The 19,262-nt window shown below is 37.6% G+C and carries 23 protein-coding genes; 11 read left to right on the top strand and 12 right to left on the bottom strand.

Annotation, left to right across the window (positions count from 1 at the left end; genetic code table 11):
- Positions 1-17: 17 nt before the first annotated feature.
- From NGC85_RS17245 to NGC85_RS17300, 12 genes are all read right to left on the bottom strand, one after another.
- Entirely contained in the window at positions 18-1,643 is a 1,626-nt protein-coding gene (locus NGC85_RS17245; protein ID WP_254805646.1) for a TrbI/VirB10 family protein, read from the bottom strand.
- Positions 1,644-1,651: 8 nt separating this feature from the next.
- Positions 1,652-2,758 (bottom strand): DotH/IcmK family type IV secretion protein, encoded by a 1,107-nt coding sequence (locus NGC85_RS17250; protein ID WP_225761837.1) that lies wholly within the window; start codon positions 2,756-2,758, stop codon positions 1,652-1,654.
- A 9-nt stretch (positions 2,759-2,767) separates the two neighbouring features.
- Positions 2,768-3,466 carry a DotI/IcmL family type IV secretion protein gene (locus tag NGC85_RS17255; RefSeq protein WP_151711620.1) on the bottom strand — a complete coding sequence of 233 codons (699 nt, stop codon included), beginning with the start codon at positions 3,464-3,466 and terminating at the stop codon, positions 2,768-2,770.
- A gap of 10 nt (positions 3,467-3,476) precedes the next feature.
- Positions 3,477-3,773, bottom strand: coding sequence for a hypothetical protein (locus NGC85_RS17260; protein ID WP_044424323.1), 297 nt, complete (start codon positions 3,771-3,773; stop codon positions 3,477-3,479).
- A 265-nt stretch (positions 3,774-4,038) separates the two neighbouring features.
- Positions 4,039-4,296, bottom strand: a complete 258-nt coding sequence (locus NGC85_RS17265; RefSeq protein WP_254805647.1) for a ribosomal protein L7/L12 — start codon at positions 4,294-4,296, stop codon at positions 4,039-4,041.
- Positions 4,297-4,670: 374 nt separating this feature from the next.
- On the bottom strand, positions 4,671-4,937 hold the full coding sequence (locus NGC85_RS17270) for a hypothetical protein (protein WP_254805648.1): 267 nt from the start codon (positions 4,935-4,937) through the stop codon (positions 4,671-4,673).
- A 160-nt stretch (positions 4,938-5,097) separates the two neighbouring features.
- On the bottom strand, positions 5,098-5,355 hold the full coding sequence (locus NGC85_RS17275; protein ID WP_254805649.1) for a hypothetical protein: 258 nt from the start codon (positions 5,353-5,355) through the stop codon (positions 5,098-5,100).
- A 99-nt stretch (positions 5,356-5,454) separates the two neighbouring features.
- Positions 5,455-5,667, bottom strand: a complete 213-nt coding sequence (locus NGC85_RS17280) for a hypothetical protein (RefSeq protein ID WP_254805650.1) — start codon at positions 5,665-5,667, stop codon at positions 5,455-5,457.
- The gene (locus NGC85_RS17285; protein ID WP_254805651.1) at positions 5,664-5,903 is read right to left on the bottom strand and encodes a hypothetical protein; all 240 of its coding nucleotides are present in this window, start codon (positions 5,901-5,903) and stop codon (positions 5,664-5,666) included. The genes NGC85_RS17280 and NGC85_RS17285 overlap by 4 nt, the downstream gene beginning before the upstream one ends.
- Positions 5,904-5,941: 38 nt before the next feature.
- Positions 5,942-6,148: a hypothetical protein gene (locus NGC85_RS17290; RefSeq protein ID WP_254805652.1), complete on the bottom strand. Its 207-nt coding sequence runs from the start codon at positions 6,146-6,148 to the stop codon at positions 5,942-5,944.
- Between the two features lies 1 nt (position 6,149).
- Positions 6,150-6,299 (bottom strand): hypothetical protein, encoded by a 150-nt coding sequence (locus NGC85_RS17295; RefSeq protein ID WP_254805653.1) that lies wholly within the window; start codon positions 6,297-6,299, stop codon positions 6,150-6,152.
- Positions 6,300-6,377: 78 nt separating this feature from the next.
- Positions 6,378-8,438, bottom strand: coding sequence for an integrase (locus NGC85_RS17300; RefSeq protein WP_254805654.1), 2,061 nt, complete (start codon positions 8,436-8,438; stop codon positions 6,378-6,380).
- Between the two features lie 816 nt (positions 8,439-9,254).
- Here NGC85_RS17300 and NGC85_RS17305 point away from each other — a divergent pair.
- From NGC85_RS17305 to NGC85_RS17355, 11 genes are all read left to right on the top strand, one after another.
- Positions 9,255-9,725, top strand: coding sequence for a DotD/TraH family lipoprotein (locus NGC85_RS17305; RefSeq protein WP_044424294.1), 471 nt, complete (start codon positions 9,255-9,257; stop codon positions 9,723-9,725).
- A 14-nt stretch (positions 9,726-9,739) separates the two neighbouring features.
- Entirely contained in the window at positions 9,740-10,573 is an 834-nt protein-coding gene (locus NGC85_RS17310; RefSeq protein ID WP_061403616.1) for a type IV secretory system conjugative DNA transfer family protein, read from the top strand.
- Positions 10,574-10,586: 13 nt separating this feature from the next.
- Positions 10,587-11,924, top strand: coding sequence for an ATPase, T2SS/T4P/T4SS family (locus NGC85_RS17315; protein ID WP_254805655.1), 1,338 nt, complete (start codon positions 10,587-10,589; stop codon positions 11,922-11,924).
- A gap of 302 nt (positions 11,925-12,226) precedes the next feature.
- A complete protein-coding gene (parM, locus tag NGC85_RS17320; protein WP_227552800.1) occupies positions 12,227-13,273 on the top strand; it encodes a ParM/StbA family protein in 1,047 nt (348 codons plus the stop codon).
- 14 nt (positions 13,274-13,287) lie between these two features.
- Positions 13,288-13,938, top strand: a complete 651-nt coding sequence (locus NGC85_RS17325; protein WP_052501245.1) for a hypothetical protein — start codon at positions 13,288-13,290, stop codon at positions 13,936-13,938.
- 14 nt (positions 13,939-13,952) lie between these two features.
- Positions 13,953-15,359, top strand: a complete 1,407-nt coding sequence (locus NGC85_RS17330) for a hypothetical protein (RefSeq protein ID WP_254805656.1) — start codon at positions 13,953-13,955, stop codon at positions 15,357-15,359.
- 87 nt (positions 15,360-15,446) lie between these two features.
- Positions 15,447-16,427: a hypothetical protein gene (locus NGC85_RS17335; protein WP_129264275.1), complete on the top strand. Its 981-nt coding sequence runs from the start codon at positions 15,447-15,449 to the stop codon at positions 16,425-16,427.
- Between the two features lie 14 nt (positions 16,428-16,441).
- A complete protein-coding gene (locus NGC85_RS17340) occupies positions 16,442-17,284 on the top strand; it encodes a hypothetical protein (RefSeq protein ID WP_044424290.1) in 843 nt (280 codons plus the stop codon).
- 51 nt (positions 17,285-17,335) lie between these two features.
- Positions 17,336-17,692: a hypothetical protein gene (locus NGC85_RS17345; protein WP_044424289.1), complete on the top strand. Its 357-nt coding sequence runs from the start codon at positions 17,336-17,338 to the stop codon at positions 17,690-17,692.
- Between the two features lie 34 nt (positions 17,693-17,726).
- Positions 17,727-18,656: a hypothetical protein gene (locus tag NGC85_RS17350; protein ID WP_044424288.1), complete on the top strand. Its 930-nt coding sequence runs from the start codon at positions 17,727-17,729 to the stop codon at positions 18,654-18,656.
- The gene (locus NGC85_RS17355) at positions 18,656-19,261 is read left to right on the top strand and encodes a hypothetical protein (protein ID WP_044424287.1); all 606 of its coding nucleotides are present in this window, start codon (positions 18,656-18,658) and stop codon (positions 19,259-19,261) included. Before NGC85_RS17350 ends, NGC85_RS17355 begins: the two co-directional genes overlap by 1 nt.
- Position 19,262 lies beyond the last annotated feature (1 nt).

A 19,262-nucleotide genomic window follows, 5' to 3' on the forward strand; every position in this document is an offset into this window, starting at 1 on the left:
AAAAACTCCAAATGCTTTTATTCTGTAATGTCTTTATTGATGAAGATGTAGAACACAGTGCCTACTGGCGTTCTAAATGTGGTCGGCTTGTTACCATAGATACTGTCGATCTTAGATCCGAAATCCTCACCAAGTTGACCTACCACGTTACCCATGATGCGCTTGTTGCTTGGTTCTTCCTGATTCACAATCACAGCACCGTTGGTGTACGTGGTATTGCCCAAATAATCACGGTAAGCGTTTCCATAGCCTTTAGCAGCACTACTGGCAATCATTGCCGTAGAGTTCTTGATGATGTGTCGATCAATATATGTCGCCATACCAAACGAGCCTTGTAGTGTTTGACCAGTAGCATCAATTGAAAATTCTGGTTTAACACCATCAGATAAGACACGGCTTAAGGTGAATTGGATGTTGTCTTGAGTTTTTCTAACATTGCCAATTACCTTACGGCCTTTAAGTTTTCCCGTCATGATCTCGGAAAACACTTGATCACCGTCATCGGTATTCACATCATTTAACAACCGTGCAGTAACTCTTGTACCTGCGGGAATGAGGATTTTCTTTCCGTTACCTGTATTAGTACCGTTTGCGGAATTTGCCCCACCATAATTAAGGTTAGATCCGTTTCCTTGATTTCCGTTACCTGTAATTTGTCCGTTACCTGTATTATTACCATCTACGGAATTAGGGTTTTCAACTGCATAAGTCGATACGGCGTAACCCGTGCGTTTATTACCGCCGTTTTTCTGATCTTCACCAGAAAGACGCTTAATCTGCTTTTCAACAAATCCATACAGAGTTGTTTCTGATTTTTCATTCTCAGAAATCTGTCTTTGTGATTCTTGGTCATACCAAGAAGCAAATTCATTATTGTTCTGCACGTATTGCTGAGCAGCAGGACTGGCATAATCTGGAGCTAATTGCACATATTGTGGTGGCTGTGAATACTGAGCCTGTTGAACCTGACCTTGTGCAGCCTGACCATTGACAGGTACTTGCTGTCCTTGCGCCGTGTTACCGCTATATGTCAGGTTTTGAGTTGAATTAAATAACGTACCGTTGACCTGCCCTGACGTAACGCCATTCGCTGCGTTATTGGTAGCAGGTAATACTGCCTGACCTTGACCGTTGGATTGACGAATCACCAAGTTGCGAGGAGTGAAACTCTCCCCACGTTGTTGCGCTTGCTGAGCCAGAATCGCCTCTTGTTGACGAATATATTGGTACTGTTCTGGCGTAACTTCTTCTGCCTGCCCTACGTTTGTTTCAGGTGCATCGAATTTAGTCTTAGAAGCATCAATCTGGTCTGGTGTTTTTGATCCTGCAAAGAACAGTTTAAAAATACCAATGAGCAAAATAACTGCGATAAACGTACCAATAATGACCATGAAACGAAAAATTCCATTTTCGTTCCAGTTCTTCATGAATTTTTCACCAAACTTCATATTGATGCGCTCATCTGCATCATTAGGGCGAATGGCATTTGGGTTATAAGTATCGTTGATACCATCCGAATTAACGTGCGTATCCTGATTTTGTTCAGTCTGAACTAGATCAACGCCGTTATTTTGGTCAGTTTGTCCTACATCAATATTTTGATCGTTAGGTACTGACTGAGAGTTTTGATTATCTTGAGTCATAGAGCACCTTAGTTATTCAAAAATATTGTTGCAGTGCCATTGTTTCGGCTAACTGTAATTTGATTAATCGGATCGGGATAAATGAAGATACCCATACCAGATGTTGAACGTGCTGTTGTTTTATAGCTTGGGTATAAAACTGTATCTCTGGTACGCACGATGTACTGACCGTTGTAGTTCCATGCCTCCAGTGACGGATCTGTAGTCCGTACACGTTCTGCTTCTGGTGGCGGTGTACCATCCAAGAACATTAATGTCTGACTATCAATGTTTGCCATCACTCCACCCGAAAGCGAGTTTAGATTCGCTCTGAGTGCCGAATTTACCGCTGTCGGACTACGGCCAGATAATCGTGCGTCAATACGCATATCAACTTCATTCTGTCCTGTTGAAAGAATAAAAATGACTGGCGTAGATAAACCTTTTAAAGTCACAGTCACATTGCCATACGCCGTTGCTGTGAGAGGTTCAATTGAGAGGATGTTTGTACCTTTATAATTCCCTGATTCATCCTGTTTAGGCTTGTCTGGTGGATTATCTGAAAATAGATCATGGTTAAAAGATACATGATCTATTTCCCACGGATTTCCTGACAAATCACTAAATACAATGCTTGAAAGCATACCTTTCGATAGTCTTACTACAGGTGGCTGCGTAGCAGGACTAAGATCTACTGGCAATGAGCGCACGATTGGTCTCGCCGTGTATGAATACGGCGTAGACGCATCCCGTTCTTGCTGCAAGAACAGATCTTTCAAATTCTTTACTTGTTGTGGACTCAACGCCATACCAAGTGCTTCAGCAACAATTTCCTCTTTAGAACGATTCACATTCATTGGAGGTGGGAAAGACGAACCAAATGATTGAGCACTTCCTAAATCGATGGTTGTTGGTGGAGCTTGTCCAACATAGTCATTACGAGCTTGTTGCTGCTGCGGTTGACCTTGCTGTTGGGGTGGCTGCGTCTGAGTCTGAGCAGGAGCAGCCAAGTTCTGCCCCTGTTGTTGCCCTTGAGCATTTTGTTGATTGGCCACAGGATCAGCTGCGTATGCAGAAGACCCGATCATCAGACCAATACAAACTGCCAGAGTTTTAAACTTAAGTTGTTGCATCATTGCCACCACCTATTTAGTTCTAAGAATAATGCTGCTCACGCCAATACCTTTCGGGTTGAATACATCACGTTGAGTGACTTCAACTCGAATTTCAGCGACATACGTTCTAGAGTCAGCAGGTGAGTTTTTGCCGTTAAAATAGTCCATACGAATAGGAACTTGAACGATCCAAAAGCGGTTTCCGAAATTGTCGATACCTTTGTCATTGGTAACTTCTGGTGTTTGTAACGCAGATGTCTGTAAGACGAGATAGTTCTGTTTGATTTGGTCAATCAATCCAGACTGTCTTAATGTGGTGATAAAGCTTGACCGACCTTTATCCGTGAAATAACGGCGCAATACGTCAGTCGTTGAAATATCCGCATTTTTATAATCGATTGAGTAAGCATTAAGAACAGCTTCTTTAGCAAACTCTGCAATATTGGTATTGGTAAATGCAGGGTTGTCGTTAGGATTGATCTTACAGATGACACTATTGTCAATTGTCTGAAATGCTTCCGCTTTAGGCATTTTAGAAAGCATGACAATTAGCAGAACTAAAGCTACTACCAATGCAGGAATTACAACAAAGCACGCAGCCAACCAGAGCCTTTGCTTAGATACACGGTCAGAAATTTCCTTGATCGTTGCATCACGTTCAGCAAGACGGCTGTCTATGGTTTTTGGAGCTTTAGGACTTGAATGTTTTGGTTGATTTGGTTCAGTCATAATCAAAGCCCTATTGGGTAAATGTTTTTGTCAGTGGGTTGTATATGCAGGGAACTGATGAACCATCATCAAAAATGAATCTTACGAAATCAGGATTGATGAAGATAAAAATCACAAGTCCAACAATGACAAGCACTAAAAGCACAATGACTACGAGAAAAACATTCAATAGAACATCAAGAATTGACGAATAGAAAACTAATGTTGCGAAGTCAACATTATTAGGATTATGGGGATTTCCCCACGTACTATATCGGTCAAATGTCGGTTGCGACATTTCCGAGTCTTTTTCTTCTAACTCATTCATCTTTATCATCTCGTCATCAAGACTGAGGCTTGTTTATTACTGCACTTCAAGTGACAGTATCTAGTGAGTACATTGTCTTAGTATTTTTAAAAATTAGCAATATCTTTTTTTTAAAGTTAATAGATTTTTTTAAATTATTCAATTGACAAAATTAGCAATTCCATTCACGGCGTAATAATCCGCTAACTGGATTATTACCATTTACGGAATTGGACTGCTCTGGAGAGCGCAATATAATACGCCGTGCGAATAATTTGAGTAGAAGTCATTCAGCCTGCTCATAAAGATACTTCAACGCAGACAAATAGATATATTCATCATAAAAACTACTGTGATAATTCAATGTGGTGACAAATGAATCTTCCCCCTGCTCGTATTGCATGGTTGCGAAGTGCTGCCCTCTGATTGCATACATACCAGTTCTAGGACAGTACATAGTTTCTGTTTGATCTATAGCATCTTTAATAAATACAGGAGCACTATCCACAATTGCTTTTGCTTCTTTTGGTGTTAGTTCACTCATTTAACTACTCATTTACAATTTCATTTAAGAAAGCGATACTTTCCGTAGACGGTAAATATTCCACTAACTATATTCATACCACTTACGGAATTTTTAGTATTTTGGTATTGTGACTATTGAATAAAAATCATTTATAGCTTAAGTTCCAGTTCACCACCGCACAGGTGGCTTAGAAAGCAATGGAAATAACATCAGCAAAGCTCCGATAGTTCACCACCGCACAGGTGGCTTAAGAGTAAGTACAAGTTTTTGCACGGCGTACCTACTCCATAGATGGTAAATATTCCACTTACGGAATTAAGTCAGTGGCCTACCTCACCAATACCGATATATTCCACTATCGGTATTGAAACGTACACCGTGTTCAATCTATCTTAAAATGGTTGACCTACATTTTTTATTGCAGCTTTAAGGTCAGCAACATTTCCATCCAATAAAAAGCTCAGATCAGATTTCTCACCACCAGTAGCAATAATTTCTGGCAAATTGTGGCCTGCTTCTGCTATGGCATTTATTAGCTTAATTTTCTCTTGATCCGTGATACTCAAGTGGCCACGATCTGCGATCCAACGAATTGCCATTAAACTTTCGCCAAGAAGTTTTAATACATTAATGTCTTTTTCAGTCAATATATGTCCCATAAATCCTACCTCGAAAAAATGTTTTAAAAAATTAACTACCAAACCTAATACACCTAAAAAAACTATAGGCGTAATCATATTTACTCACACAATCAACAAACCCCCTTATTCCGTTATCGGTGTAAATCCATTACCTGAATTAATACCAAGATCGGTATAACTAACAGCTATCGGTATCAACTGATTTCAATGCGCCGTGTTGAATATTGAATACTTTTGCTCTAATAGCATTTACCTCATCAAAATCTAACGTTTCTTCTAACAATTCATTTATTGAAATCTCATCTTCTTGTGAAAGTGCTGTGATTACAGCACCATTCAGTTCTTTACCAATACCTAAAATATCCGTAATAGCATTCCGCTGATTTTTGTCATCAGGTAATTGCAGAACAACTGTTAAAAATTTATTTTTCATCATTAAGAAACTTCCAGTTTACGATTGTACTGTTAAATCACAACGTCACTCATAATTTCCGAAGACGGTAAACACCCATCATCGGAATGACTGATACGTGCGTCATTCACCACTTATTTTTTTTAATCTTCTTATATAGAGATTATTGATCACCAATCCACCTGTAAAGAAAGATAAGATAAGTCCAAGCAGAATCAATAAATAATTTATATTTATACTTAGAGACATAAGTATTACTAAAATAACAAATACAACCATACCACTGATAAAAAATCCTTTGTGGATATTGGCTGCAAAATCTAGAATATCATTCATTTTAATTCTCCAAGTCCAGCCCGTGCGTTGCGACCTCGCACGTAACCCTCCTCATAAATTTCTCTCAAACTACCATCGTAATAAGTAGCGTTTGATTCATGGCCATTATTCCCTGCACTATAGCCCATATCATAAGAACTCAACTCTTTTCTGCAATCGCAACAAATATCTTCTAAATCATCACACATGATGCAACCAAATGAGACTTCACCAGTAATGTTATTTCTATTAATCATGAGTCAATCCTTAATCATAAAACTTTCATTAATGAAAGTTATTTTGCGCCGTGCATCAGCTCACTTACTTCTTGCAGCCTTGCTAAATAAAGTTTTGTCACTGCCTGACCGTGCGGATCATCACCAAGATCAGAATCCTGCAAATCAGATAGATAATTAGAGACCGCCACTCGAAGTGCAACTGTTTGAGCATTTGTCAATTGAACACCATTAATACTTACTAATGGTTCGGGTTCTAAATTCATCTTAATCCCTACCTACAACAGTATTACTGGTGGAGTTTCCAAACGCATCGCTTGTCACTAAATAAGAGGCATAAGCAATGCTGCAAAATAGAGGTACATACACCATCAGAATTGCCATAAGCGTTGCTTTTTTAATATTAACTTTGAGCATAATATACTCCTTGTTATTTTACCGATTTAGAACACTCTATCATATTTTTAAAAAATACATATATTCATTTTTTAAAAATCACAAAAGACCATCTAAGTAGTCTTCAGACACAACTTGATTAATTAACTCCTGATCCGACATAGGCGTTTTGCTTTGCTCCATCACCGCCTCACGAACTCGAACCAGTTCAATGCTAGAGCGTGATGGTCTGTAATATGGCAATTCTCCCCACGCACGTCCTGCTCTACCGTAATGCCTTGAAGCTGTCTCTATACTGGCATGTCCAAACCATGCAGCGATTTCATCGAGCTTCCACTTGGCTTTTTTTCGATTTGCTACGGCTTGATGGCGTGTGCTGTAAATAGTTGCGTTCGCTTTATTTGCCTCTATTTCCTCAACCAAACCTAGCTTTTTATTTTTATAGAACTCATTACATATACGATAAAGCTTGCTTTGGAGTGAATCCATATAAGCTTGGCATAAGGCATATTGGATTGCGCCGTGCTTATCCACATAACTTTCAATCACCGCTGTATTTAATGCCTTAAACAACACGGCGTTATTTCCGTTCTCGGAATCCATACTGTCTACTGTATTCTCTCCAGAAACGGTATTCACTGAATCATCGTGCGCCGTGTCTAGTTGCTTAAGTTCTGGACTGATTATTTCATTTTGACTGAAAGTTTCTAATCGACTGAAAGTTTTGGATTGACTGATAGTTTCAGATCGGCTGAAAGTTTTATCGCTTTGTTGGGAATCAACTTGCCCATCACTTCCGTCTACTGGATTTATACCGTTGTCTGGATTTATTCCGTTGTCGGTATCTCCTAGACCGTCCTCGCCGTGCGATTTTCTTCCGCTTTCGGTATTACTTCCGTCTACTGGATTAATTCCGTTAGCAGAATTTATTCCGTTAATGGTATCTGTACCGTTGGCGGTCACTCCATGCGACTCAGAACGCCGTGCGCTATTTATGGCTGCGTCACCAATTGTTCTATTTTGTGCGCCGTGATTGGCTGCGTCACCTGTAGTTCCGTCTCCAGTATTTATTCCGTTAATGGTCTCTCCGTTATCGGAATACCTATTCAAAATATCGCCGTGCGCACCTAGACCACGTATTCCGTCTTTGGTTTTAATTCCGTTAATGGGATCTCCGTTGATGGAATCTCCACTCAAATTATCGCCGTGTGCCTCTGACCCATTTATACCGTTAGTGGTCTTTGTTCCGTTAATGGGAACTCCGTTATTGGGATCTTCGTTAATGGTGGCTCGTTGGCTATTCACACCATAATATTCATATAAAAACTCATCAGGTTCTCTACTAGATATATAGAGTTTGTATTGCTCACCTGTATCTGCACTTAGTTGGCTAAGTATCTTTCGAGCTTTGTTTTCTAGTTCTTTGTCCAGTAGCTTCTTAAACCCTAGAATTATTCTTAACTGGCTTTTTAATTTTTCCCGATCATCTTCAAGCAGATCCAGTATCCGTATTTCACCATTCGCCCTACCATTTGAATGCTTGCCATTATCGACAACTAAACATAAGCACTTCTTTTCTACATCACATGCCAATCTTAAACTTAGCCACTCTACAGGTCTCAAGCCTAGCAACATATTAGCTTCAAGAAAGCACTTAAGCATCACGCCCAATTTAGATCCTATAACCTCGTTTTGCGTCTTCCCAACATGCTCATAGAGGTCTTTAGGAAAGTATTTCAGTTTGCTGCTACTGGATCTTTTCGGTTGCTTTTGATCTGTATTAATACGTTCTACATTTTTCAAACTTTCAAAAAAACGTGCTGCTTTGGGCAAAGATAAGATTTTATTTCCTGTTCTACCCTGCTCCAACAGGATTACGCTCAATCTGTAAATGACAGCAGCTCGATACTGCCTAAAGGTTGAGTCTCTATACTCATTATTAGAATATTCAGTTATGAGGTTATTAACCACATTATTTATGGCTGCTTCTGGATTATTGACAATATTATCTTTTTCGCCGTATTTGATTAATAACTTATTCCAAACGTTCGTATATCTTAAAGCAGTTCTATTTGAATAATTTTGCGCTCGTTCAACGAGTCCTTTAATATTTTTTGGATACGCTTGTGCCTTAATATCATATTCAGAGTTTACGGTCATAATTTGTTCTACCTTAAGCCAACCAGTGATCTTAATGTTCAAAAAATTGAGCTTATCATGCGCTCAATCATCAATCGATTTAAAAGAGGTATAGGCTCAAAAGACAGTCAATTTATCAACTGCTCGCTCGTTACCCAATTTTTAATCTACGATTGCTTACACAATCATACCTAAGATTACTTAAAAAAAGTATTCTTTGTTCTCGAATCATCTGGTATCACGGTTACGCAAAAAAAATTATTTACTTTTTTATTAATTCCATTGGTTTAAAAATTAAAATTCAACTTGAATAACTTATAAATTTTTTTATTTTTATTTTAATAAATTCATTTTTTAAAATATCATAATAACGGATTATAAAATTGAGACTTAAGAGATCAATCAATAATTATTAGAAATATTTATATTTGTATGATTGTTTCATTCTCATTTCTTATTTAAATTAAATTTAATTTGTCCTTTATTGCCCCTTATAGTTCTCAAAATTCAGCAACGAATTAAATTTTGGTTTTTATTGAACGTTAATTGCATTGTTCTGCTATGCAAAAATCATAAATGGCAGAGATTTCGCAAGTATTACGCCTAAGATTGCAATGTTGCGTACCTAATTTAGAGTTTTATGAAATAAATTGACATGGTTTTGAGGTCATAAAGTATCGAAGAAAACACCACGAGCATTTGATATGCCATACTTTGAGGTCAAAGATTTTTATTTTTTAATACTATATATTTTTTAAAATTTAGAATTTATACTTAGCTTACCAAGATGCTCGGTTGCACTTGGCTAACAATTATAGAATCAAAAATGGTGTACACATGAAAAAAGTACCAATGTCCATGTTGAAGCTCTTTTCAACATTCTCAGTAGTATTAGCTTTAACAGGCTGTCAGAGTTACTACTATGTACCCTCACCAAAATTTGATGTTGAATCACCATTAGGTGTATTAAGTAAAGCTGCTCAGGATGCTGTAGCAGAACAACAGACTTACGCCCTGACTCAACGCCAATACTTAGATAACCTTGCCATTACTAATTCAAACATCAATAAAGATGTATTGGTTGTGGACTTTGTAGGGGATTCACAAACTCTACTTCAAAGTGTGGCTTACAGATTTGGTTATCGTTTCATTGAAGCAGGCAACATTCGCCAACTACCTATTGTCAATTTCCATAAGCGCAAAATGACAGGTGCAGATCTTGTAAAAGATACAGCACTCCAATTAGGTAACGCTGCAACTGTTGAATTTGATTCGCAGTCTAAAACCATCACATTAATCCATCGTTAAAAGGGGGATTCGTAATGGCTGACTTACCGAATTATCAGTTCTACTTAGAACAAACGCCAATTATTGTTTCTCAATCAGATTCAGCAAAACAAGCTGAAAACACAGCTCGTGTTGAAGCAATTCAAACGATTGTACGAGAAGCTGCAACCCGTAACGCTCTACGTGCTCGTCTTCAAGAAATTTCTAATGTTGTTAAAGCGAACGACCGCAAATTAGATACGGTTTATAACTTTCAACCTTTAATGATCAATACAATTGTTGTTCCGCCTGTCATTGTTGAGGCACACAATATTAGTGATGTAGGCAATGCACGGACTTTCTCCGTCTTGGGTACACGTTACGAAATTAAAGAGAATGCCCGTTTTTCTCATTTACCACCAAACTGGAGAGACTATCTAAACTTTAATGTTGAGTCTTATCAGGTGGGAGTGGATTCATTACCGAACGAACTAAAACCGAAGAACCAACAGGAAAAGAAAGCATTTCAAAATGCTATGGATCGTGGAATTGAGGATGGTGTCAAAGAAGCTGATGCCATCTTTTCACATCAACTTAACCGATTAAATCAAACTTTTATCGGGATGCTGAAGTTCCATCAATTCCGAATGAACGGAAAAATAACGATGCCTGTAATTGCGAGAACAAACATTTCTCTCGCAGGTGGTGGAAATGCCCTGATGCTTAATCAGTCAAACTTCCAGATTACCGAGTTACCTCGATTCGTTAATGATCCATCGTATTGGAAAGCCAATACTCTTTCGATTGTTTCACGGTCAGAAGTTAAACAACCTGTCCAAACTTCTACAGTAAGTGAATCTGATACCCCTGTAGCTATCGAGACTCAATAGTATGGATAATAGTATGCCTACTGAACTGCCTGAACAGGAAGTAATTGATATTCCTGATAGCTATTATCAGTCAGGGAATGTAGCTACGATTCCTGAAAAAGTGCTCAAAAAGCATGGTTATGAAATGCTTCTGCATGACACCATCCGTGTTGATAATTATGAACTTACATCTGAAACTGATGTACGAAAAATTTTAACCATTGCCGAGCACTTTAAAGCCAGTGATATTTTTGCCTTGTCTGGTCGCCCTATTCTTATTCGTAGATATGGCAGGCTCTATGCTCTGACATATACGAATATTAAAGGGATCGAATTAGATTGTTTCCTCACAACAATTAATGGTTCTGAGGCACTTTCTTCAATTAGACGAGGCATTGGCCTTAATTTCGCTTACTCATGCTCCTTGTTCGACCCTAACTCCTCTGAGGGTATAGGAGGATTTGTGGCAGAAGATAGTGAAAATGGTAATACCAACGTTATTGCTGTTGACCGCAATAAAGTTGTATTTCGCTGTAATATTTCGGCATGTATGGATCTCACGGGTACTACATCATTCCAGATCGTAATGCGCTTGATCCCGTCAAAGCCACCGAAATATTCAGATATTGGTGTTGAACTAGAATATCTACTGAAGTGTATCCCTCGTATTGGGATTGTATACATGGCAGGTGAAACAGGTTCGGGAAAATCTACAACACTTTCTTCATTCATCCGCTACATACTTGAAGAAGATACTCACATTCAAGGCAACATCATCACAATCGAAGAACCAATTGAGTTCCGTTACAACGAGATTCAAAGTAGACATTCGGTTATTTCTCAAAGCCAAGTACCAGAGCATTTTTCTTCTTTTGCACTCGCTGTAAGAGAAGCCATGAGACGTAAGCCTGCATTATTGTTGGTGGGTGAATTACGGGATCAAGAGTCATTTTCTGCTGCAATTGAACTGTCACAAACAGGCCACCCCGTACTTTCTACTGTTCACAGTAATGATGTGGCAAATATCTTACCTCGTATTTTGGCTCTTGTTCCAAAAGAGCAGCAAAACCGAAAACTCACAGAAACAATCGCTACAGCTCATGCCTTAATTGCTCAACGTCTGGTTGAAACTATTGATGGTAAACAAATGGCTGTAAGAGAAACATTGTTTATGACCAAAGATTTCAGAAGCAAGTTACTTGATATAGCAATTAGTGATGATGGTTTTTCGGGTGTGGTTAAAGAAATACGCTCAGTTATGAATCAGCCAACTGGTACGGCATTTTCATCACCTAATTTTGAAGTACAGGCTCATAAACTACTTGCTGAAAATAGAATTACGCAGGCAGGTTTTGATGCACTACTTGCATAGCATAGGAGAGTTTAATGGAAGAAAAAAATAACAGTTATATGGATTGGGGTAAGACAAGGCTCATTCCTCAACTTTATAAAATCAACGTTTTAGTACTGTTTTTCATTGTTCTTGGTGCAATGTTCTTCAATAAAGTTAGCTTTATTTTATATGGAGCGATCATTGCACTACCTATTTGCTATTGCATCGAGAATATTTGGAAGATCCCCTATTCATTCGTATTTCAATACATTCGGTGTTTCCTATTTGGGAAAGTTAAGACACCAAAAAGAAGATAAGATTTTAAGACATTGGAGAATTATATGAGTAAATCATTAGTTGTTGGCGTGGACGATGGCCATGATGGAATTAAGATATACAATGGCGAGTTAGCTATTCAATTCAGAATGCCCTCCCGTGTGGCCATTGGTGCAACAATCATGGGCGATCCCGATGATGTCAATAGAAAGATTATCAGCGTAAATGGCAATAAATACACTGTTGATGAGTTTTGCTCAGAGCACATTGACACACGTACCGAAGATTATCCAGTCAGCGAAGCCAATATCGCACTTGTATATCAAGCTTTAGATAAAGCATTCGGTAAAGATTATCGAGATTTTAAAATTGCTACTGGCCTACCTCTAAACCGATTCTATGGAGGTCAGGATGGTACAAAAAATGTTGACTTAATCAAAAATAAAACAAACAACCTAATGATTAATCTACGTGATAAATCAGTCTTTAACCTATATGAAGCTTCTAACAATTTAGATCCTATTTCCATTTCTAAGCACATTGTTTTATCTGAAGCGCAATGCGCCTACTTTGACGCACTAATGACAGATAAGGGGAAAAAAACTGATTTGTATGATGACTTATTTGAGGGAGGATGTGCCGTAATTGATATTGGTGGACGAACCACTGATATTGCCGTAATTAATCCTCAAGGTGGAACTATGCAAACTTCACGTTGTGGAACACTTGATGTTGGCATCATTACTCTTAAATCAATACTCAATCAAAACATTAAAGCTAAATTGAAGATGTCATCAGACATATCAGACTGGCGATTAAACAAAGCTTTAGACAGTGGTACGTTATCGATTGGCAAAGAGAGTCACGATGTATCAGACTTAATCTCTCAAGCTAAAGACAAAGTTATCGAGCAGATCATCAATAAAGTTAAAGTGCATGTAAGAGACGGAAAGGATCTAGGTGCAGTTCTGCTTGTTGGTGGCGGTTCTATCACGCTAGGTGAACAACTTACCAATAAACTTGAATACAACAACATACAGATCGTAAAAGACCCTGAATTCGCTAACGCTAGAGGCATGTATAAATGTGCTGCGTTTATGGCAAGAATCTAACTTGAGGTGTAGCCATGCCTCAACTTCACAGATTAAGAGTTTCGGTTAGTTTAGACAAATTGCCAACAAGACAAAGGGAATTTCTTTTGTCCTTTTTAAAGGTCAATAATTTTGATGCAGGCAAATTATACAGTCACCTAATCTATTACTTTTTCACTCATCCCACAAAAAGTTCAGTTAGTAATATCGTGGGTTTTCTTGGCAGCAGCAAAGATAAAGTGACACTTAATTTTAATAGTGAAGTAATGGTCAAATTTTTATCAGAACGCAAGCAGACGGATAGAGAAATCTACTGTCTGTCAGCACTGTATGAAATGTCAAACTATCTGGCCTACATGATCTCGCAGTACTTTACAGCTTTGGAGATCCGCAAAGATCCAATTGCCACCGCAAAATTAGAAAATGAAGTTTTCCAATTAGGTTGTGGATCTTTTCTAAATCTATTCATTGACCTAATGAGAGATGAGGAATTCAAACGGAATACTATTGTTATGAGTGCAAGCTTTAACCACGAAAATCTACAAACCGCTTTGCTGATTAATAGTTATACAGAGCAACTTGATTCAGAAGAAATTGTTGCTGTGCAGCAGATCCACTTAGAAGAAACCAAAACAGAAAATGATGTCACTCCATCAGATGACTGGAATCACATCTCTATTGCTTAGGGTTTAGGTAAACCATGAATCAACATAATCACAGAACCTCAGATTCAAGTACAGATACATTGATCATCGTAGGTGCAATTATATTCGTCACTGTGGGCTTCTTTTGGGGAGCATGGCACTATGGCAGTGTAGCTATAGTTAAAATTACTCGAACTCTATTTGGTATCATTGAACTTCCATTTTGGTATTTGCAGCTATTAATTAAGAAGATCACCAATAGTGATGCTTCAATATTGAATTTTACAACCAATACAATCAGCAAATTGTGTTATCCAGATCCCAACCATTACTTAAACCCTTTAATGAATTGCACAGTCAATATAAAAGCAATTCCTTTTAACTTTTACTATATCAACAATCTGTTTCCATCTATGTTGATTGCAGGAGCACTGATTGGATATGTCTGGTACAAACATAGTAAAAACCTTGTTGATATTCCAGACACCCGTTACGTCAAAGACCACGACCTTGAATCGTTAATTCTCGAATTAAGCGTGCTCTACCCTCACCTTAAATACATTTCATATTTCGTTCAATCGAAAGTTCCAAACGATAAAGGCTTTTACAGATTAATGCTTTCTCCTAGAGAGTTTGTTCTGGAGTACAAGCTCGTTTCTGGTTTTAGAAAGTATGAAATTGAGTCAATTGCAGATTTCAACGATGAACAGAATTTTGGTTCTTCACCCAAAGATGATGTGTTTCCGTTACTTGATGAAAAGCAATTTGAAAAGGAAATGTATATCCAGTTAGGAGATTTATTAAATTCTCCAAAGGATTTGACGGACGGGGAAATTAATTTATTTGCTATCTTCCTGCCAGTAGCATGTGCCACTGATGAAAATATGTCTGATAAAGAATTTAAGTCGATCTTGAAAAATAAGGATCAAGTTTTAGATTATTTTTGGCATGTAGCCTACAAACAGTTAACCACTGATAAAAAGTTTATCAACCCTCAAAATCTCAAACCTAGAAGTTACCAGTCATTTAACCGAAAAAAACTGGAAAAAACAGTTTCTAAATATTGGAATCATCCTGTCGCTCAAGAAATTTTCAGCCAACATGCTTATGCGAGAACAGCTCTGATCGCCACAATTTACAGAGCCAGAATGTTGGGTGTAATTGCACCCTGCGAATTACGTTGGTTGCGTATGTATGACAGAAATTTATGGGCTTTGGTGCAAAGCGTAGGTAGACCAAGTGTTTTCGTTGAACAATTAGCAGCTTTCTCTCATTACACATCAGAATGCTATTACAAAAGAAAGAAAGTATCTCCAGACTTCAGTTATGGATGGCTTGGCCTCAATGAAGCTCTTAAGCGATACAAATACAAACAGCCTGATATATATCTCAATCACCACACCCCACAAATTGAATCAGCTCAGGTTTTAGATTCAGTAAAAATTGCTACAGCCTCATCATAGAAATATTTATTTTTCGGATATATGTTTTTTTTAAAATGAGTTATCATTATTTCAATCCTGTTATAAAACCAACCAAAAGGTTTCAAAATGACTAATAGAACACTTGGGAATCAAACTACTCAATCCCAATTATCAATTAAAAGTTTAATCATTGGATTATTGATAGCTGCATTCTTGTTTGCAATCGTCTATTTTTTAGTTCTAAAAAAAGCTGATACATCCTCAAATACAAGCACACAGCAACACTCAGTTGCAGCTGAAAGCAAGGACTACAGCAAAGAATTGCATACCAACTTGGCACGTCTAGGCACGATCTCAGAAGTCAATAAAATACAAGGTAATCTTCTTGCTTGGACGATCCTAATCAATGGCACGCCTCAAGTTGTCTTTACCACACCTGATGAAAAAGTCGTGATCACAGGTAACGCATTTGATGTAAACACTATGGATAGCGTGAGTCTTCCACTCCTCCAAGCAGCGCAACAAAAATACGGAAATGGCACGCCTGAAAATCCAAGCAATTTAGGTACACCATTAGGTCAGGAACAAGTATCCGTAGATTTTGCCGAAATTGTGGGAGAATGGAACAAACCTGCTCCTGCTGCAATTGAAGTACTAGCTAAACTTAAAGGTGCAAAAGAGGGTAAAGGATCTGATACTGACACTCTATATGTGCTTTATGATCCACGCTGCCCAAACTGCCACGAAGCATACCGTGCTACTCGCAAATATGTTGAAAAAGGATATTCAATCAAATGGATTCCTACAGTATTGTTAAAACAATCAGATGATGGCTATAAGCTTGCAGCTGCAACATTACATGATCCAAGTTTGTTGAATAAAGCATTCTCTAAAGACACTACAGGCCTACCTGAAGCTACAGCAGCGGACAAAAAAGCTATCGATGAGAATCAGGCATTCTTGGTGCAAGCAACTCAACAAAGTACCAATAGTAATACCATTGCAGTACCAACCGCTTTCTACTTAAACAAAAAGACTGGTCAACCAAAAATGGCTACTGGCCTCTCTGATGCAAGTATCCTTGAAATGATCTTTGGTAAAATCTGAGAGGTATTATCGCCATGAAATTATTTAATAAAAAAGCTAAAGTGAAAGTGCCTGCAACTTCTCATCAACCATTATCACAATCAAATATTCATGCTGTCAGTAATCCAACTGAAGATGTTGCAAAAATTTTATCAGTAAAAATTGAATTTGAAGATAATTGCACCATTGAGAATTCATCACCCAAATTAGTATCAGTTCCTTTACCGAATGTACCCTCGTTTGATTATGGAATAGACTTCGACAACTTTGATAAGCAAAGTAATTCTGATGAACAAGGTATCCCCTTTCGGATCATTTCATTCAAACCATTTATACTCATTTCAAATGTCTTGGATAATAGTGGCGAACCCAAAAAGTTCTCGCTTGCTTCGATAAAATTAAAAGTTTATCCAAGCCAAATCATCAAAGAAGATTCAGATTGGTATGATGATGCAGAGATTAAACAGTACATTCAAGATCAATGGTCTCAGGTATTCGATGAAATTTCTGACGCATACAATTTAGGATCTCAAGTTAAATATCCCGTTAATATGATCTCTGGCCAGAACTATCATCCAGTAGGATCAGCAGCAATTCCTGTGACACCAAGAACCTTTTCTATATTCGGGTACACGTTTACCCCTATTCAGTTAGTGTTAATGGTAATTACTGCAATACTATTAATTTACGTTGCACTTGCAGTCGCCAACAAGTACAGCGCAAACAACCAATCAGCAAGTGGACAGAATCTTTATTCAAACGCATCTATTGATAAGCAGGTGCAGATTGCTGAAGACGTAGTTGCTAAAGTTCAAGATCGGATGGGTGTACCTAAGTTAGCTCAAAGCGATCTAGGTTGCTTACAAGAAGTTAATTAAACACTGAGCTGCACTTTTTAGCATTTACATAGGACATTTTTGGAGAATTATATGGATTTGATACTTCAAAAAGAAATATTGAGTGCTATGGCCAAGAAGAACCCACGTTTGTCTAGTGCCATAAAACGATTAACTGATTTAAAAGATATTTCAATTGGTACTTGCGTATTTATGGGTTTACCCGTAGAAGACTATGAATCGTTTGATAGTAGATTTTCGATTTGTAATGGCTATTTATTGTGCCTTTACGAGTCTGAACTGTGTACTCAAGCTGAATACAACGTATTAATGAATACCTTACGTGAGATCTATGAGCTGAAAACGGGTGACAAAGGCTTATTTTATAATGGTGATGATGAAACCATAAAAGATGCTCAATTCCCTGAAACGCTTTTAAAACGTCACTGAAATTCAATTTTAGTAAAATTTACATGAGTTACTTATGGAAAGAAAGGAACGCCGAAAATCAACTTTAGAGGAATATTACAAGGATATTAAAAACTTAATATCTTTAAACTCTAAAACCTTTAACTTTTCACAGTTAGAAGATGGTTTCTTTACAAGTAATAAAGACCAAAGCATTTATCTTTTGAAAGGTGGAAAGTCCAACCTTGCAAACCCTCTCGATTCTGATAAGAAGTATCCACTGTTTAGTGATGATCAAATTTCTGAGATCATTACTTTCTTTGATACTTCAATATGGATTGTTGAAAGACGTTTACCTATTCAGTCATATAGTCGGGCAATTACTCAAAACTTTGACCTAGAGTTCGACTTACCTGCGGAATTTATTATTGCTTTAGCAATTTTAAACAAACTTGAATTTTCAAAAATTCAAAGTCAATTCCACATCGATGGTACGTCACATCTAATTGAGGCGACTCGCCAAAAGTCACGACTTATCTGTGATGTCTATGACCAGAAGATCTTTGATGAAATGATCTTTCAAGGTAATCGCAGCATCGATGATCCTGAGACAGCAACTTATGCCGAACGACTCATCGTGACTGGCCATGAGCATATCATCACAACTTTAAGACTTTATTCAAATCTTGATGAATACGTGAATTACGTTAAACAAGGGGCAAACGATAATTCGATCAGTAAATTACTTGATATTCGTAAATGTGATGTTAAACGTCTTCGTCAGTATGCCAATATCGAGAAATTATTACTGGATGACAATAGATCAGCCAGAAGCAGGAAACTAAAAACAGAAATTGAACGTATTCTGGATAATGTTTGTTATGAATGGGTTACTGAAGTAGCTCAATCTAAAGGGATAAGCGAACATAAAGCCTTAAAAAATATCATCACAGAACATAAAAAACTTATCCAACAGAAATCTGAACCAGAATTGGAGCAAAAATAATGAGTGCATTACCTCCTCATATTATCGATGCGCTTGAAGAACTTAAAGATGATGAAATTGAAATTGCTTCTTCCAATGCGCTTAAAGTACGTGCTTGGCTTTACCTTTTAAGGTTTTTAAGCTCGTTCAATTACTTTTACGACAAAAAGAACCCCTACTCATCAATTGAATTATCGACCCAACAAGCAAGTTTATTTGCATTTGGAATAGACGATAATAATCCAGAAAATTTTCTTTTCTTTTGTCAGGATGCAGATTTCTGGTGGCTTAATGAGATCCAGATAGAGTATGCAACCTTTATTGAAAATTATCTGGTCATTAAGTTCCCACCACTTGATTATGAAAATAAAAACATCAAAAGTGATAATAAAATTTCAATCCGCAGTCTGACTGTAAGTATCCCCTTAAGCGATATGTACATAGATTATTTAAGTTCAAAAAAAGATACTTTTAAGAACATGATCTTAGGTCAAATTAAGAAATCTTCCAATGGGTTCAACAAGCTTGAAATCGAACACTTTTCTGATCGTCCAATTCCAGTAATTCATCAGAAGACTGCAATAACCAAGCAACATTTCAAAGCGAATACGACACGCTTTCTATAGG

This window comes from Acinetobacter sp. Z1 (assembly GCF_024296945.1).
Lineage (GTDB): Bacteria > Pseudomonadota > Gammaproteobacteria > Pseudomonadales > Moraxellaceae > Acinetobacter > Acinetobacter beijerinckii.